General features: G+C 51.4%; 17 protein-coding genes, 1 other RNA gene and 1 pseudogene. 11 read left to right on the plus strand and 8 right to left on the minus strand.

Annotated features, from left to right (window positions below; translation table 11 throughout):
- From mcrC to E7Z62_07745, 9 genes are all read left to right on the plus strand, one after another.
- Complete coding sequence (gene mcrC, locus E7Z62_07705; GenBank protein ID MBE6522989.1) at window positions 1-621, plus strand: methyl-coenzyme M reductase I operon protein C; 621 nt, start codon at window positions 1-3, stop codon at window positions 619-621.
- Complete coding sequence (locus E7Z62_07710; GenBank protein MBE6522990.1) at window positions 618-2,141, plus strand: methanogenesis marker 3 protein; 1,524 nt, start codon at window positions 618-620, stop codon at window positions 2,139-2,141. Before mcrC ends, E7Z62_07710 begins: the two co-directional genes overlap by 4 nt.
- Entirely contained in the window at window positions 2,138-2,557 is a 420-nt protein-coding gene (locus tag E7Z62_07715; GenBank protein ID MBE6522991.1) for a DUF2102 domain-containing protein, read from the plus strand. Before E7Z62_07710 ends, E7Z62_07715 begins: the two co-directional genes overlap by 4 nt.
- Window positions 2,557-2,991 carry a methanogenesis marker 5 protein gene (locus tag E7Z62_07720; protein MBE6522992.1) on the plus strand — a complete coding sequence of 145 codons (435 nt, stop codon included), beginning with the start codon at window positions 2,557-2,559 and terminating at the stop codon, window positions 2,989-2,991. Before E7Z62_07715 ends, E7Z62_07720 begins: the two co-directional genes overlap by 1 nt.
- A complete protein-coding gene (locus E7Z62_07725; GenBank protein MBE6522993.1) occupies window positions 2,988-4,214 on the plus strand; it encodes a methanogenesis marker 15 protein in 1,227 nt (408 codons plus the stop codon). Before E7Z62_07720 ends, E7Z62_07725 begins: the two co-directional genes overlap by 4 nt.
- A gap of 8 nt (window positions 4,215-4,222) precedes the next feature.
- On the plus strand, window positions 4,223-4,783 hold the full coding sequence (locus E7Z62_07730) for a methanogenesis marker 17 protein (protein MBE6522994.1): 561 nt from the start codon (window positions 4,223-4,225) through the stop codon (window positions 4,781-4,783).
- A complete protein-coding gene (locus E7Z62_07735) occupies window positions 4,783-5,712 on the plus strand; it encodes a methanogenesis marker 7 protein (protein ID MBE6522995.1) in 930 nt (309 codons plus the stop codon). The genes E7Z62_07730 and E7Z62_07735 overlap by 1 nt, the downstream gene beginning before the upstream one ends.
- Complete coding sequence (locus tag E7Z62_07740; protein MBE6522996.1) at window positions 5,709-6,128, plus strand: GIY-YIG nuclease family protein; 420 nt, start codon at window positions 5,709-5,711, stop codon at window positions 6,126-6,128. Before E7Z62_07735 ends, E7Z62_07740 begins: the two co-directional genes overlap by 4 nt.
- Before the next feature lie 138 nt (window positions 6,129-6,266).
- Entirely contained in the window at window positions 6,267-8,987 is a 2,721-nt protein-coding gene (locus E7Z62_07745; GenBank protein ID MBE6522997.1) for an FAD-binding oxidoreductase, read from the plus strand.
- Between the two features lie 65 nt (window positions 8,988-9,052).
- Here E7Z62_07745 and E7Z62_07750 read toward each other — a convergent pair whose 3' ends face one another.
- The 4 genes from E7Z62_07750 to E7Z62_07765 all read right to left on the minus strand — a co-directional run bounded on the left by E7Z62_07750 (window position 9,053) and on the right by E7Z62_07765 (window position 11,925).
- Window positions 9,053-9,778 (minus strand): HAD family hydrolase, encoded by a 726-nt coding sequence (locus tag E7Z62_07750; protein MBE6522998.1) that lies wholly within the window; start codon window positions 9,776-9,778, stop codon window positions 9,053-9,055.
- Window positions 9,726-10,946, minus strand: a complete 1,221-nt coding sequence (locus tag E7Z62_07755; protein MBE6522999.1) for a YcaO-related McrA-glycine thioamidation protein — start codon at window positions 10,944-10,946, stop codon at window positions 9,726-9,728. Before E7Z62_07755 ends, E7Z62_07750 begins: the two co-directional genes overlap by 53 nt.
- A gap of 29 nt (window positions 10,947-10,975) precedes the next feature.
- Window positions 10,976-11,273: RNase P RNA component (gene rnpB, locus E7Z62_07760), an RNA gene on the minus strand.
- A gap of 73 nt (window positions 11,274-11,346) precedes the next feature.
- Window positions 11,347-11,925, minus strand: a complete 579-nt coding sequence (locus E7Z62_07765) for a hypothetical protein (protein MBE6523000.1) — start codon at window positions 11,923-11,925, stop codon at window positions 11,347-11,349.
- A gap of 351 nt (window positions 11,926-12,276) precedes the next feature.
- Here E7Z62_07765 and E7Z62_07770 point away from each other — a divergent pair, with 351 nt between their 5' ends.
- The gene (locus E7Z62_07770) at window positions 12,277-12,438 is read left to right on the plus strand and encodes a 4Fe-4S dicluster domain-containing protein (GenBank protein ID MBE6523001.1); all 162 of its coding nucleotides are present in this window, start codon (window positions 12,277-12,279) and stop codon (window positions 12,436-12,438) included.
- A gap of 32 nt (window positions 12,439-12,470) precedes the next feature.
- Here E7Z62_07770 and E7Z62_07775 read toward each other — a convergent pair whose 3' ends face one another.
- Window positions 12,471-12,839: a hypothetical protein gene (locus E7Z62_07775; protein ID MBE6523002.1), complete on the minus strand. Its 369-nt coding sequence runs from the start codon at window positions 12,837-12,839 to the stop codon at window positions 12,471-12,473.
- Window positions 12,840-13,272: 433 nt separating this feature from the next.
- On the opposite strand from E7Z62_07775, the gene E7Z62_07780 reads away from it, so the two are divergent.
- On the plus strand, window positions 13,273-13,728 hold the full coding sequence (locus E7Z62_07780; GenBank protein ID MBE6523003.1) for a hypothetical protein: 456 nt from the start codon (window positions 13,273-13,275) through the stop codon (window positions 13,726-13,728).
- Between the two features lie 74 nt (window positions 13,729-13,802).
- On the opposite strand, the gene E7Z62_07785 is transcribed toward E7Z62_07780, so the two are convergent.
- The 3 genes and pseudogenes from E7Z62_07785 to E7Z62_07795 all read right to left on the minus strand — a co-directional run.
- Window positions 13,803-15,434 carry a methylamine methyltransferase corrinoid protein reductive activase gene (locus tag E7Z62_07785; GenBank protein ID MBE6523004.1) on the minus strand — a complete coding sequence of 544 codons (1,632 nt, stop codon included), beginning with the start codon at window positions 15,432-15,434 and terminating at the stop codon, window positions 13,803-13,805.
- Window positions 15,435-15,619: 185 nt separating this feature from the next.
- A pseudogene (locus tag E7Z62_07790) lies at window positions 15,620-17,059 on the minus strand (monomethylamine:corrinoid methyltransferase).
- A gap of 25 nt (window positions 17,060-17,084) precedes the next feature.
- A partial coding sequence (locus tag E7Z62_07795; protein ID MBE6523005.1) for a dimethylamine methyltransferase occupies window positions 17,085-17,342 on the minus strand: 258 nt, incomplete at its 5' end.

Here is a 17,342-nt window from a genome sequence, read left to right on the forward strand (position 1 = left end):
ATGAAGCAGCAGATGGGAAGACATCTCAGCTTCGTGGAGTGCAGGGAGTCGATGGGTCTCGGGGCCGGAGGAGGACTCGCCGCAAGGGCGACCCTGTCCGAGTCCGGCAAGGACGTAATCGCTATCGCGATGGGTCCTAGCAGAAGGCACATCACCAAGCCGGTCTGTGAGATCACCTATGCTCTCCGTGAGGAAGGCATTGACACAAGCGTGATGGTGGTCAATGCAGGTTCCGGGGTACCAGCTGACGCCCCGGACATGACGACCGGAAGCTACTTCGGACTCGATCCTATCGAGGTCGAGAGGATCCAGCAGTTCAAGGTCGCCCTCATCCACTTAGGTAATGTGCGTATGCATATCGTATACAAGGCGAGACTTATCCTCAGAAACGTTGACATACCCGCTATCATTGTGGCGCAGTGTCCGGTTGACTATGAGGATTTTGCCGCTGTAGGAATCAAGACAAAGGCGGTCATGCCCCCAGAAGACAAGATCGACACCAAGGGAACAATCATAGAGATCGTGAACGGTGTCGTCAGGGGAGTCACCTGTTCCCAGGACAAACTGGACGAGATCGTGTCCAAGGTCCAGTCCATGCTTCCGGAGCGTGATGGGCAATGAAGGTCATAGTCAACGGCAGGGAGAAGGAGCTCAAGAAGGGAGCCACTTTGAAGAGCGCCATCGCCGATGAGATCTACAACAAGGATACGCTCATCGCAGTTCATCTGTCCGAAGAGAAATTGGTACAGGAGACCAGCGACTTCGAAGTCGAGACAACACGCGGAACTCTCGTGATTCATCTCAATGACTCGCCCGAGGCCAGGATGTGGAAGGCCTTGATCACCGATAAAATTCCTGGCGTTACGTCCAGATGGGTCACCCACAACATCATAGCATTCGGATCGTTCCCCACTGAATTGAAAGTGGACAGAAGCGAGAACGGATACAGGATGTACGACTGCTTCCTCTCTCTGGGAGGATTCGATAACAGTACGACCTACATGATGATAGCCAAGGATAATCACAAAGGGTCTTACGGCGCAGGAAAGGCTGTAATCGGAAGGGTAACTGTAGGAAGGCATCTGCTCAATCTGTTCAAGGAAGGGGACGGCATCATCTCGATCCGCCCTATGATGTCCGAGATCAGTACCGAGAATGTGATAGTCACCAAGGATCTGAAGATGAAGCTGGAAGACGGATACAAGATCGAGACGATGGTCTCCATCGATCTCGATGAGAAGAGTCCGGCCTCGGCAGAGCACATCTTGGTGCTGTCATCTTCAGGATACATGAAGGCAACCGACGTCACAGGAAGTTTCATCGCATGTTCAGAGGATCTCGATGTCGAGATACCTCCGGAGGATACGGGAATCAGGGATAAAGGCTGTGTCGCTGTCAGATCGGAAGGTGTAGGTCAGGGAAGACTGTACATCCTGAAGGACAGGAGGCAGCAATCCGTTTCGCATAATATCGCAGGTAACGTGACCAACGGAATGGCCATTGTCGAATATGCGAAGAAGGACGACATCTTCACGATCACCACCAATCCCCCCAGAGCATTGGCTGTGGGAATGACCATGAAGGATGGTATCAAATTCCTCAAGGAAGCAGGCATAAAGGCCGAGAAGGAAGGGGATACTTCGGACGATGCAATCATCGTCGAGCAGACCCCCGAACAGACCGTCACTGCCCTCAAAGAGGGAAAGGTAACTGTTAAGGGAGTCCCTAAGGACAAAGTCTTCAAGATCACGCTGCAGCAGCAGGAAGATCCCAGAAGCGTGCACTATTTCAGAAAGATCACCGGACTCAGCCACAAACCTGTAGGTTCCATGACCGTCCAGTTCACATTCGAAGGACTTCCGATGGTCACGTTCTACGGGGACGAGATGAGAGGCAAGGACATCGTCCCCCACGATGTGCAGTTTAAGAAATGCAAGCGCGGGGATATCGGTATCACAAACCAGGCCAGACCTCATCACGGTCTCATGGGAATAAGGCTGCAGGACAGCAAGGAGTACGGACCTACGGGTGAAGAGCCGTACGGAACGAACATCATTGGCAAATTCGACGACGATCTGGACAGATTGATGAAGGATCTGAACGACGATGATGTCGTCTACATAAGGGAGGTTGAATTATGAGCGAAGAAAGGGAGACCAGGCTCTACATGATCTCACCCAGGTCTATGCTCACTCCGGACCAGCTCGTCCGTATGGTGCATTCCTTCGGTGACAAGGCATTGGTCAAGGAGACATGCTACGGATGCCTCGTCGAGGCACCCAGGAAAGAGAACCTCCAGATATTGGCAAAGGTCAGGGAGACCTATCCCAACGAGGTCTTCTCGAAGATTAGGGCTTACAGGTGCAGTGACCCACGCCGCTGCCGCGCCCAGCACGGTACAAGGCCTGGATACGCACAGCTCGAGGAAGAGTGGGCACTGCTGTCAAAGATCCAATACGGATTGGAGCAGGTCGACAAAGGGGCCAAATATAAACCCGAAAAGAACAAGAAACGTCTTGATGTAAACGCTTTCAAGAAGATATGCGAGGTGCACTGATGAAGATCTTCATAGATCCCCCAAACAGCCTGGTCCTTTTCGATCTGGTCGAGAGGTTTGGGCACGAACCGCTCAGTACGATGGCGGCAATTCAGGAAAGAGTTGACAATCTGGAGGTTGACATGCCGCCCATGAACGTCACACTCGACGATGTGGTAAAGGGACTCAAGTACGCAGGTATCGAGGTTCCTTCAGGAGTAAGGGGCAGACTTGCACTCTGGGGTCCTCTCATAGAGGCGGCCGATGCAGCCATCATCATGGAGGATTGTCCATACAGTTTCGGATGTGTAGGTTGCGAGCGTTCCAACCTCATGGTGAAGTACCTGATCCACAGGCGCGGTATCCCCACCCTCTCGGTGAAGTATCCTGAGACGGATGAGGAGGCAGTGAACTTCGTAGCTCAGGCCAAAGAATGGATGGAGGGGTTGAAATGACAATCAAGATTGCACAGCTATCCTGCGGTACGGAGTACAGCAGTGTCCAGTATGAGATCGAGAAGGCGGCAAGATCGGTCGGTGCGACCATCGTCTATCCCGACGTATCCTCTGCAGACATCGATAAGGCTGTCGCGGACTTCGGATTCAAGCCCCGTTCCCCACAGCTCAAGCTCATGATCGCTAGGGCAGAAGCACTGGCCTCCGGAAGATACGAGGCGGATGCGGTGTTCATCACAACCTGTTTCAGGTGTGCAGAGGCCGCACTCGTTAGGAACGAGCTCAGGAGGTACATCCAGGAGCATACCAATCTGCCTGTTGTCACCTATTCGTTCACAGAGAGGCTCAAGGCATCACAGCTCCTGACAAGGATGGAGGCGCTGGTCACCATCGTTACAAGGAAGGAGCTTCTGGCTAGGGAGAGACAGACCGGACTCACTGTTGGACTCGACTCCGGTTCTTCAACCACTAAAGCAGTGGTCATGGAGAACAACAAGATCATCGGAAAGGACTGGACTCCATCTGGAGCGGTCGTCGTCGAATCCGCCACGCAGGTTCTCAACAACGCATTGGAGCAGGCAGGCGTGACCCTCGACCAGATAGAGGCAATAGGAACTACCGGATACGGACGTTTCACCCTCGGAGAGCACTTCAAGGCAAAGCTTGTCCAGGAGGAACTGACTGTCAACTCCAAAGGGGCAGTATGGCTTGCCAACAAACAGAAGGGAGAGGCGACGATCATCGATATCGGAGGAATGGATAACAAGGCCATCACCGTCAGGGACGGTATCCCCGATAACTTCACAATGGGAGGAATCTGCGCTGGTGCGTCAGGAAGGTTCCTTCAGATGACAGCGAACAGACTCAAGATCGATATCACGGAGTTGGGAAGGCTGGCCGACCAGGGAGACTGGAGGAACGCTAAGATGAACTCCTACTGTTCGGTCTTCGGTATCCAGGACCTCGTCACGACCCTCGGAGAGGGAAAGAAGTTCGAGGATGTGGCCTGTGCAGCTTGTCACTCGGTCGCCGAGCAGGTCTATGAGCAGCAGCTCCAAGAGATCGACGTCAGGCATCCGATCATCCAGGTCGGAGGAACATCGCTGATCTCTGGATTGGTCACACAGATCGGAGAGGTCCTCGGAGAGCAACCTATCGTTCCGCCGGACTCCCAATACATCGGAGCAGTCGGCGGTGCATTGCTGAGCTCAGGATTCCTGTGAGGGATCTCATGGACGTAACAGTAGTAGGGGACGACCCGTTCGGGGACGTGGCATACAAGAAGCTGTTCGAGGACACGATGAGCGACCTCAACAAGGCCGTCCTGATAGACAAGGCCAAATTGGTGCTGAAGCCCAAAGTGCCGTTGTTCATCTTCTCCATCGTGCTGAAGGCGGATCCAGGAAACAAGACCGTAGTCGATGTCGCCAACGTGAGAGAGGAAGGGAGCACGACTTACATCACCATCACCCAGGAGCGTTACGCACCGGATATACTCAGAGAACTTTGGACCAAATACGGAAGGAACAAGGTCGTTCAGCAGACCAGGTTCGATATCGAGGTAGCCAATGCCAAGATGTCCGAGCTGCAGGATATGGTCATCGCCTCTGGTGAACAGGATCTGAGGGAGATTATGGGTGCGATCTGGAGGTCTATGCCCGAAGGCATCAAGAACCGTCGCACGCTCATAGACGGAGGAGTAATAACCATCATCGCCACCGAGGAGCTCATGCAGCCCGAGATGATGGATGAAGGATACGCTGTCCACAAAGAGATGGGAGGTTCCGCCTGATGTTTGAGGTAATGATGTACGATGGAGGAATCTATCGTTCCGACGAGCTGTTCGAGATGATAGAGGATGTCGGAGGAGCAGTGCTCCAAAAGAACAGGAGCTCCCAGATGCTCACGGTCATCATGTCAGTGCCCGAAGAGGACAGGGAGGAGATAACCAAGCTCTGTACGGAGATCGGAGGCACCGTCAAAGAGGTTCCTTTGGCCGGTACGGAGATAGCGGTCGTCGGACCAACTCTGGGAAGGCATCACATGCCGCATCCCATCTGTGATGTCGCCGAGATCCTCAGGAGAGCGGGAGCAGTCACGGTCGTCATGGGATTGGCCAGAGGACGTGGGAAGAACACCTCGCAAATCTCCGCTTCCGAGAAGGCGATTATCGACGAGTACGACGCCTGCGTCGTATGCTTAGGTAACTTCAAGCCCTGTGTCGAGAAGAAGACCGATCTGATCAAGGACCTCCATGTCCCTGTGGTTTTGGTCTCCGGACCGAAACCCGAGGGCGTAGAGGATACATACGACGCATTGGTCACCGGTGTCGGAAGGAAGGCGGCAAGGATGAAGGACGCGGACGAAAGGGCGAAGCTCGACGAGATCTGCGATACGCTGGAGGCTGTCCTCAAGGACAAGAAGCTCTCTATCGAAGAGGATCCATTGTTCGTCCATCCGGCAGAGGTCAAGCAGATACTGCAGGAGTACGAGCCTATAGACATGTGCCTCAGACCCGCACCGATGGTTCTGCATCTGGATGGCCTTAGGGTCAAGATTCCTTACGCCGAGCACAAGGACTATCTCGAGAACGTCAAGGTCTACGGGCGCAGGTTGGGGGAGGTCGCGTACATTGAGCCTTCCAGGATTGACGACAGCAGTGTCGTTATCCGTATCAAGACCCGTTCGCAGGTCGAGTACGAGGACTCGAAGAAACAATGATCCGCAAGGGCACATACGTGCTCGCAATATCCCTTGGTTCCGACCAGGACATAAAGGTCGGAGCCTTGGGCATCTTACATTTTGAGAAAGGGGTGTATTGCTACGTGGGCAGCGCACTCGGTGGACTTGATTCTAGAACTGCTAGGCATATGCGGAAGGATAAGGTCCTGAAATGGCATGCCGACTACATCACTACAGTAGCAGATTCGGTAGATGCATACATTTCATATCCGGATTACATCGAGGAATGCAATCTTGCCAAGATGGCGATGGATGCGGGGATGGAACCGTCTCACAAAGGATTCGGCTGTTCGGATTGTAAGTGCTATACTCATCTCTTCAAGGCAGATGATAGACTTCTGAGAACCCTTATCAAAAAAGCCAAAATGACACCATTCAGACGATTGACCTTTTGAAATCAATCGCCGGCGGACAGCACAGGTAAGCAATCTCATTTTATCTCATTTTTTGTTTGGATTTTAGAGGTTCCTTTATATTAAATAAAGAAGGTCGCGCACACATAGAGCCAAAGCGAACGCTATGGAGGCTAACTAATGAAAGCAGTTGAGTACAAAGAAGGACCTGTTTCCGATGAGGTTCTGGACCGTATCGCCGGTGTCATCGGAGCAGACAAGATAACGAAGGGAGAGAGGACAATCATCACACCCACATGCGATGCCGATGTAGGTGCTGCAGTCAAGGCAATAATCGCTGCCAATGGCGCAGTGACCACCAAGGCCGCCAAGCACTGCGGAGACTACGATGTCGTCTTCGACTTCTCCAAGATGAAGGCAATCGAGTTCATCGACACCGTGAACATGACCGTCAAGGTCCAGGTAGGATGCAAGGTCGAGGATCTCGAGAATGCTCTGGAGGAGAAGGGATTCTTCCTTGGAGCCATCCCCGCTGGAAAGGATGCCACAGTCGAGAGTTGGGTCTACTCAGAGGCACCCGGAGTCGGTTCATACAAGTACGGAACCGTCAAGGACAATGTCTACAATGTTTATGCGGTAGACTACACCGGTTCCCTTATCGAGACCGGATATGACATCATAGGCTACTACATGTCAGGATACAACCTCACACAGACAATGGTAGCTTCCGCAGCCAGGCTCGGAATCATTACCGCAGTTACCCTGCAGATTTATCCTGCCGGAATAATGAGTGCGGCCTCATACAAGTTCGAGGGACCCGCAGCCATGCAGGCATTCCTTGAGAAGATCGCCCAGGAGCCTTCTGTCAAGCCCTACCACATCTCATTCAACTGCAACAGGATGGTCGTTGCATTCCAGGGATCTGAGCAATTCGTCGATCTGGACCTGCAGGCCACCGAGGCGCTCGCAGAGGGTGCAACGAAGATCGAGGATGACCTTTGGACCGGAATCGAGAGTGCAGCATGCATGTGCCCCAAGCACCCTACATTCTACATCCCTGTCAAGAACCTGGCAAGCTTCCTCGAGGCTGTCAAGGAGACCGACTATAAGTTCGCAGGAAACGTTCCCGACTGCACAACCGTCGCAGTCAAGCTCAGGGGCGGAGAATCCGATTTGGATGCTCTCGTCGCCAAAGCAGAGGAGCTCGGAGGAAGGTTCGCAGGCAAATGTGCAAGCAAATACCGCACCGAGGCTACCAACAATTTCGTCAAGAAGATCGCAGAGGGTTACATGGGTGTCAAACCTCAGGAGCACAATTTCATGAGAAAGGTCACCCCCGCCGTCATAGCAGAGCTTGAGGAGGCTGTAGGCAAGAAGAATGTCAACACCAACGGAATGGACAGAATCATCTACTGTCATGATCTCGCTCCTCTCCCCAAGGAAGCCGGAGTAGCATTCAACTGCATCCCTGATGTCATCGTAAGGCCCGAGAAGCCTGAGCACATCGCCGCAGTCATGAAGATCGCATTCAAGCACGGAATCCCCGTGACTCCCAGAGGAAACGCTACCTGGGGTCTTGGAGGATGCATGCCCACCAATGCCGGTATCATCATCGATATGACCTCCAAGATGAACAAGGTCCTTGAGATCAACACCGAGGAGAGGTACGTCAGGGTACAGGCCGGATGTACATGGAAGAGACTGCTTGAAGCATGTGAGAAGAAGGGTTACATCATCGGATCATACCCCTCCAGTTTCCCCGCGGGAACAATCGGAGCATGGATCTCAACCAACGGTATGGGAATCGGTTCCTACAAGTACAAGTCTGCTAAGGACAACATCCTGAACTCACATGTCATCGTAGACAACGGAGATATCGTTACCACTGGTTTCGACGGAATCGGATCCTACGGAATGGGATTCAACCTCAATCAGTTCTTCGCCGGAGCAGAGGGAACTCTCGGAGTCCTCGCCGATGTCACGTTCAGGATCTACCCTCTCGGTGAGTACAGATTCTGCGGATACGAGTACGACAACCTCGCTGGTGCCGATCCTGCACTGCAGGAGATCGTACAGGACCCCTCCGTTGTGCCCCTGCACCTCGCATGGTCCGACTACATGCACTTCCAGAACCAGCGCAAGGCCGGAATCCATGCACCCGACGTGACGAACATCTTCCTGATCACATTCCAGGGAGATGCTGCCCACAACGATCTCGGAGAGGCCTTCGCAGATGCCGCTGCAGAGAAGAACGGCGGAAGGAAAGTCGCTGCTGAGATCTGTGAGCACGAGTGGGAGGAGAGATGCTACGAGTTCCGTGCAAGGAAGGTCGGAGTTGGAGAGATCCCTGCTGAGGTCATCGTTCCCGCCCACAACTGGGGAGAGTATGTTGACGTTTGTTACAAGGGATTCGATGCCATGAACATGGAGCCCGGAGGAATCATCGGAGTCATGGTCGACAGGTCGACCACCCTGTTCATGCCCTACTACTTCAAGGACGATGAGGTCCTCACCGGAATGCTTCCCTTCGGATTCAACTTCTACATGGGAGACAAGGCCGCTGAGTTCGGCGGAAGGTCCACCGGTCTGGGAGTGTTCTTCGCATGGCAGCTCGATGTCATCCACAACTCCGCTACCGTCAAGAAGATGAGGGAACTGAAGACCGTTCTGGACCACCATGATGTAGTCAACCCCGGACATGTCGTCTGCGGAATGACCAGGTTCGGAATCAACCTCGGAAAGCCCATCATGTCCATGGGAAGCATGCTCCTGCAGACCGTCAAGAAGATGTTCCCGAAGGACAAGACCTTCCAGAACAACCTCAAGAGGTTCAGGTACAACGAGATGGAGCACCTGAAGGTCCTCGACAGGCACCACAAGCTCGGTGACGGAAGTCAGTGAGCACGGATTAAAACTCATTTCCCCGGGGAACCCCGGGGATCATTTTTGTAAAAACCATAATCGGATCAGAGCAGGGATAGGACATCCCCGGCATATTGCACCATGGTCATTTCAGGATCCTCTTTGAGCCATCCTTCTCTGTCCATTGATCCGGAGAGTACGCCGACGAACACTGCACCGGCATCCCTTGCCGAATAATAATCTGTCCTGTTATCGCCAAGGTACAGTATCTCCGATGCCTTTACCCCTAGTTCGTCAGCGAAGTATTGCATGGCCTTGGGGGACGGTTTCGCATGGTCGTAATTTGTGTAATCCCTTCCAACCACGACATCGAATTCGTCTCTGATGCCCATCATCTTCAGGACCGTATCTCCGTATTCAAGGCTGCCGCGGGTCAGCAAACCAACCTTGTATCCCCTGGATTTCAGTTCCCTCACACACTCCAGGGAACCGGGAAAAGGTCTTGCCTCATCCACATGTTCGAGTTCGATCCTGGTGAGCTCGGAATCTATCTCCTTTTCAACGATAGGTATCTCGTTCTCCCTGCCATGAGATATCAGCCAATCTCTGATCGGTTGCCTCAGTCTCTTGACGGTAGTGAATTCCAATTCATCGAAGGGGATGCCGTGCCTGCGGCAAGCATCCTTGTCCGCTAAATCGACGGCCTGGTAGTCCACATGTGTGTTCAGGAATGTTCCGTCCAGATCGAACCCAACTGCCTTGATTCCTTCGAACATCTTATCTCTGGGGAGGCCACATTCCACGGAGCCTTCCTCCCTCACGTTCAGCATCCATTGTGCAAACTTCCATCCCGGGTACGATCATTCTGACCGCAGGTATTCCGAGTTCTGGACGGGTGAGATCCGCACAGATAACCTGATCGAATCCAGCATCCATAAGGGCCTGAAGGACGACCTCGATATCATCGAGCACATAGTCTGTGGATTTATCAGGAATATCCTCGAGATAGATCTTCTTCTGATTCTCTCCGAACCACATGTGGTTGACCTTCTTGATCTTCTCGTAACCCATGTCTTGCGTGATCTTCTGTAGCTGGGCGTTAATCTTCATTCCGTGCTTGTGGGTGGTCCTGCTCTGTGCAACCTCTGTGATAGCCCTGATCGCAGCTATCTGCGGGTCCAGGTGTGTACCCACCCCTATGGTAAGGAGCTCAGGGTCCTTGGTAGCGGTATCGTCTGCTGCAGCCCCTATGGTAGGGATTCCTATGTCGGATGTGAGATCCTTCAGATGTATCTCTATGCCTTGGTCGCTGAATTTCTTGATAAGTTTTGCAGGAAGCGAATCCTGATCCCTTATGAGCACGTCTGCATTGGTGCGGTCGTTATACTCTGCTATGGACCAGGCATCTCTCTCGATATCTTCGAACAGAGCGTGCAGGATCGCCTCCTCGATTGTGTTTCCAGCTGCGATACCGTTGGTGTGGAAAGCGAAGAGCTGGAGGTCGGTATCGGGGTAGTATGGATAGAAGACGGCACATGCCGGAACCCAAATGGGGCAGCCTCTGAACATCTCGTATGCCTCCACCCATGCGATTTCCTTGTCTCTGTTGTATTGGTCGAGAATCCTGAGCGGAAGGATGAGATCAACAGGGTTGCATGTCATCATGATTTCCGAAGCCTGATTGTATGATCCGTAGACCACCTCATCCGTTTCACGCTGTTCTGCTGAATATCTTTCGATCGCTTCCATCACGGCTGATGCTTTCGCCTGTTCGAACGTCGGTCCCTTTCCGTTGTAATATTTTGGCTTTCCCAAGGCAGTGTGCTGTCTGTCGATGGAGAACACCGGGATTCCGATGTTGTCTTTGGAGGTGATGTCTTCAGGTTCTCCCATCCCTGCAATTCCAAGGAGGGGAAGGACCCTGTCCAAGGTCTCCTGTGTGGGTACAGTTCTGATACCTGTCTCCTTTGAGACCTTCGGTGTGCGCTGCAGCATCATTGTTATCGCTCCGTAGTGATGAGGGTGTCAGGTGATGGTAGTAGCCCCCCTTCTGTTTCAGGTGGCATTCAACTTCGCGTTCTACCCACGGGTCCCGGGCAGGTCTTCCCCGTTGTATGAACTTGCTCCGATGGGGGGTCGCCGTTTCACCAATTCCCCGGGAATGTCACCATCTTGATCATGGATCATCCTTGACCGGGACTGTGTCGTTTCTGGGCCCTTGCCACAGCTCTCGCCGTACGGACTTACGTCCGTCCATCTTGCCCTTGGAGGAGGGAACTTCCTCAGCCATCCTTGCGGATTACCGTCGGCCACCCTCCATCTCCTAACATTCCGATGAACGATTACGGATAGATAATGGCATTGATTGAGGTCATGGCCAGTTTACAGGACTTTTATATCAATAGTACTTCTCGACTCCGCCGTGGCCAATGATGATCTTGTTCTGATGTGTCCTGTCGATGAAGTACTTCAGACGCTTCTTGAATTCCTTGGGACGGCCTCTTGCGGCGTCTATATAGGCGACACGTATTCTCTTGTACGAATCGGAGAATGACTGGAAGTTCTCCCAAGCCTCCTCATCCTTCTTTATCGCCCTGATAATATCCTTTGGGAATACATATTCTGCAGTGATCAGTTTCTCGACTTCAGGCCTTACTTTGGGATGAATCATCCCCTGGGAATCAAGCCAGATCAGGCGTTCAACATTCGGTCTGGAGAAAGTGCTCCCTTTCCTCCTGGGAGTGAAGCGTCTGAGATTGAAGCCTTCAATTGACCCTGCGATGCTGTCGATCCATCCGAAGCATAATGCTTCTTCTACCGCATCATTATAGATTATGCCGGGCTTTTCAGAATCTTTGAGGGGCATAGCGAACCAGATGTCTTCAGCGGTCTCAAAATTATCCTGCAGCCATTGGCGCCATTCACTACGATCCACAGAATAGAATACTTCCTTTCCTTCCGCGTTAAAGATCGTCATATTGATGCCCGCATATGCGCTATACCAAACTGATAGTTAAAGTCGTGGAACATGAACATCTTCTTAGTTCTCCTAGTTTTGTCTTAAAACCCAAATGATTCGGGTGAAAGAATACGTAGATATTGTCATGTCGACGCAGGCCAACAATGTCAATGGCAGTCTTTGAGTGCTGATTTGATCTTCGAATCACAACTGGATGATTTTTAGGATTGCTGTAATTCTTATAGCATTATTTTAAATACAATGATAGAAAAATATTAGGTTTTACTAAAAATTTGAGAAAAATTCTAGTTAATACTACGGTTGTTTTAAATAAAGAATAATTCTTCACGTTGTTAAGAGGTTATTGAAATGCCCAAAGTTATCGAAGCAGATTGTGTCGCATGCGGTGCATGCGCAGATGCATGCCCCTCGTCCGCCATCACCGTCGGTGATATCGCAGTCATCAACCCTGATGTCTGCACAGAGTGCGGAGCTTGCGTTGACGAGTGCCCTGCCGGAGCAATCGAGTGAGCTTTTTGCGGCTCATGCCGCAAGAAACCCTTTCAATCTTTCTTTTTCATAACATTGTACCTGACAACTGCAGGAACCTGGTGGCAGAGGTCTTGTCCATAGAGGATGTCCTTACAGAGGTTATCTGCCAATATGGCAGATACAGGTTCTTCCATACCATCCCAATGGTAGAACAATATGGTGTCGCCAGAAGTATCTGGATAAATGGAGCAGTTAATTCCGGACCGTTTTGATAATTTAGAAACAAATTCCACTAAGTTGTCTCTGCCCATCCTGCGTATGCCGGTCACAGTTTCTATGGAGCGATCTTCAAGAAACAATTGGATCTTCTCCTGTAGATCGATATCATCATCGGCATCCTTTGAGCAAAGTTCGCCTTTGCTATATTCTTTCGAAGGCATCAAGTGAATAAGAGATTGGTGGTTTAAAATGACTGTTTATTCCATTTTATATGGTCTATCCAGTGTTTTATTTCATTCAATGACTGTGAAAGGACTTCTATATATATTAGTATGTTATTCCAACCATAGAGGTAAGCAAATGACATCGAGCAAGTACGAGAGGGAGATTCGTTTCCTAGGAAAACAGGCTGCCCATCTGAGTTCCTAGAAGGAGTCCATACTGCAGAAGGGAGACCTTACTGATGAAGATAAGCAGTGCATCGAGGAGATCGACCGCACGATAGAACAGTATGGGGCTCGCAGAAAGGAGATTGAAGACTCGTACATAGAGGCAGGGCTGGAGCTTCCGCTAGCAAGCAGGAATCTAAACGCCAGTGTCTATGCAATCGGTGCTTCATTCGAACCGGTCGGAAGGGATTACAGAAAGACAGTGATGGATGAGACCAACGCCAGAAATGCCATTGCTGCCAAGGCTTATGAGGGGTATGAGGTCCCCGAGTCAGACGATATCGATGAACTCAACGCAGAGGTTCAGAACATGACCGAGCGTCTCACCGTTATGGAGAGCAAGATCGTTGAGGCAGATATGAATGACGATGTCGGAGAGAAGACTAGGCTTACCGAGGAAGCAAACAAGCTCCGTTTCAAGAGGGAAAACACAATCAACAAGATCAAAGCGCTGAAAGCTGATGGGGCCAGATCCGCTAAAGCTTCCGGAGTCAGCAAAGAGTTCCAGGATAAGATCAATAGGAACGAGGAGCAGATTGCTGCTCTGAAGACTCAGCTAGCTATGGTCAGAAGCGACGTTTATGAGATGAAAGATATCTTGGCAGAGATCGCTTCGCGTATGGGGATCCCCAGACGTGATGATTATAACCAGGATGATTGAAACTTATTAAGGCCCTACGGGCCTTATTTTTTAAAAGAATAAATGCCGGCGAATGGACGCCGGCTTGTAGTTTATCAGGCCACAGGTCTGAGCTCAAGTGTGTGCAGACAGGATTTTGGACAGGCCCTCTCACATCTCTTGCAAGCGGTTCCTCCGCATCTGTCTGTCATGATCTCAGCCCACATCTCGCCGTTCTTTTCTGTCACTGATAATGCCTTCTCGGGACATTCTTTCGTGCACTTCTTGCATCCGATGCATCCATCCAGTTTACCTGTGGTAACCGTTCCTGCCTGGATGATATGGACCTTGCATTCTTCGGTGTCGGGGAGATCTCTCTTCGCCAGACGCTTGTGTTTGACATTCTCAGGATCCACCTGTTCTGGGATGGGTTTGACATTGTACATGGCCAGCATGTTGTTGTACTCACTCCAGGGCATACCTCCGCACCAGAGGGAGTATTCTACGGAATACAGATTCTTGAAGAATTCCGATGTAGCGAACATCACATGCTGTGCGAGCAATTTCTTGGCAAATTCTCTCAATTCTTCAAGAGTGATCTCTCCGAATATGATCTTCCTAGCCATTCCGATGGAAGTGTTTCCAAATTGGATTATGTCGTTTGCACCTGGTGCAACCATTCCGATCTCCAATGCTTTAATCGGATCTACATACAGACCTGATGCTCCAGACATATATGCTTTCTTGACATCCTCTACCCAAAGGCCTGCTGCATCCATGAGGGTCAGGAATCCGCAGCGTAGAGCGCCGATTGCTTTTCCAGCTTCCTCGACATCTTTAGAGCTGATTCTGATTCCATCTTGAAGTGTGAGGTATCCGTCCTCTGTGTTGATGGTGGAATTTGCAATGATTCCGGTCTTCATACCGTTGGATAATGCGGCTATAACTCCGGTACCTGTGATACCGACAGCCTTCCCGTGCATTGGCCCCTCTTCGATCACCTTTCCTGTTAGGGGATCGATCAGGTCTCCTTCCTGTGCCGCCATGGTATCGTCCAGAACGAAGCATCTCCAGCCTTTGTCTGTGATCATTACTTCGCTAAGGGCACCAGGAGCGGCAAGCATTCCTCTTTCGATCTGCTGTCCTTCCAAAGCAGGTCCAGCTGCTGCAGAACCGGTGAAAATGTTGCCGTTGACGACCAAAGCCATCTCAGCATTGGTTCCATAATCGACGACGATACAAGGTTCCTTTTCCTTCAAGATGTCGGTCATCATCATCATTGCGATGGCATCCGCACCGATTTCATGGGTAACGGCTGGAGGGATGATGACTTTGGCATTGGGCATGCTGACAAGACCGATGGATGAAGCTTCAATGACTGCACCATTCCTGTCCGGGGATACGATTCCCAATGCTTTGATCTTGTTCTTTCCTGCATACGCCAGGTCTCTTATCTCGATGTTTTGGAAGAGGGATAGCTGAAACGGATTGCCGCAGACTGCAATGACCTCTACTTTCGAAAGATCTATGTTGAACTGCTTGAACAGGTTGTTCACCGCGGTAACCATCAATCCGTTGGCTAGGTCTTCTCCAACCTCCATTGCATAATTTACGTGATCGATAACGTTCATTCCAGGAATGGGATGACGCTCTGTAACCGCTGTCGCTACAGTCTTTTTGGAATCGAGCTCTATCGCCTGACAGCGGAATCCGCTCGTACCCAAGTCTAATGCAATTCCATACCTCATTCTAATCCTCCGAGGGTGTAACTGAAACGAGTATCTGACTATCCCTAAATAAATGAGTGTTTGGAAGGTCTGATGATATCAAGGAGAATTAGGTGAATAATGATGTTTAGTAAGAATAAATTAGCAAAAAAAGAAGGAGTTTGCCGGTATCCGGTTTCCCGGATACCGGACTTCAGTGCAGATACTCAGTATCTGTAGTTCTTAGGGTCGTCGTATCCGCCGTACATCACACCGGTGTTGTAGGGGGTGATCTCGAATCCCCAGTCTGCCATGCGCTTGATTGCCTTGTCGTAGACCTCGAGGTACTCCTTGGTAGGCCTGACGGTCTTGACATCGTAACACTCCTGGAAGGTCTTTCCGAGGTCTGCGCAGGTGTACTGAGGCTCGTACCACTCGACAAACTTCTTGAGGATGTCGTTGACCTCAGGGATCTTCATTCCTGCGGTCTGTGCTGCTGCCTCTCCCATGACACGGGCTTCCATTCCGGTGGTCTTGTCCTGGACAACTCCCTTTGCGACTGCAGATCCGGAGAGGAGTTCTCTTCCGGAAGCGGTGTCGGTGATTGCCTGGGCTGCGGTCTCGATCAGTCCCATCTCGGTGCAGGGTCCGGCGACAGGATAATACTGGTTAGCAAGAAGGAGGTCAGTATTGTTATCGATTGCCGCACAAGCGTGTCCTGCTACTGCGAGAGTCTCCCTGGCCATGGTGGTTCCCCATCTGATGTGGATAGGTCCGTCAAGGTGGAAGTTTCCGGAGAAGAGTCCGAAGGATGCGAGTGTTGTAGCTGTGTCACAGATTGCAGTCTCTTCAAGGTTACCGCAGTATCCTCCGAAGATAGGCATCTGCTCGATCATGATGGTGTCGCCTGAGATTGTCCAACCGGCAAGCATGTTCAATCCAGTCATATCCATCTTCAGCTCGTTCAGCTGAGAGCACTCGTGAGCGTCTGTGATCCTGTGTCCGGCGTTGGGGCAGTCTGCGACAAGCCTTGCTGCCTCGGACAGAGGAGTCTCGGGTCCCTAGACACCGAGTCCGGGCCTCTGGGCTCTGATTCTTGCTTCCTTTGTTGCCCTGAGCTCCTGCATTGTTGCACGGATCTCGTAAGGGGTCTTGGATTTGGCGGGCTTGCCCTCGACGGTGGTCATAACTCCGTTAACGAGGTCGTCAACGATTCCCTCCTGTGCGTAGGACTGCATGATCTGTACGAACACGTCTTCAGAGATAGGGGATCCAGTAGGTCCTCCCTGGATGACGGGTTTGATGGGTGCGTTTCCGTGCCTGGGGTAGAACCTGGCGACGTCCCTTCCCTCTCCGAGGATGATCTTTTTGGGTGCCCTCTTGATTCCCTCCCAGATTTCCTCTTCCGTGAACTTCATTACACGGCCGAGGTCCTGGCAGTAGAATCCGCAGGTGCACAGCATCTCCAGTCCTGCCTGGAACAGGTTGTTCTTTGTCTCGTTGTCTTCGGGAATGAATTTGTTTCCGAAGTTCAGCTTGTACTTCTCCTTCATTGCTGTGGCTGTCTCGGGGATGATCTTGTAATCCCAGTCTGCCTCAGGTACTTTCTTTCCCTTGAGGAATCTTTCATAGACATCCGTCACTGTCAGGAATCTTGTTGCTGCCATTTGTTATCACCAATGGAGTGTTAATTCAGTTTCCGGTGAGCTGGTCAACCAGAGTGATGATTTCGTTTGCAGTCTCAGAGTATCCGTCGGCCCCGATCTCGTCGCACCACTCCTTGGAGCAGGGTGCTCCTCCGAAGATTGCCTTGTAGGGTGCCTCCATCTCTTTGATGGTCTCAACGAGCTCTCTCTGGGATTCCAGAGTGGTGGTCATGAGTGCGGATCCTCCGCAGACCTGAGCGTTGTTCTCCTCTGCTGCATCCATGAAGTCCATTGCGGATGCGTC

The organism is Thermoplasmata archaeon (assembly GCA_015063285.1).
Taxonomy (GTDB): Archaea; Thermoplasmatota; Thermoplasmata; order Methanomassiliicoccales; family Methanomethylophilaceae; genus Methanoprimaticola.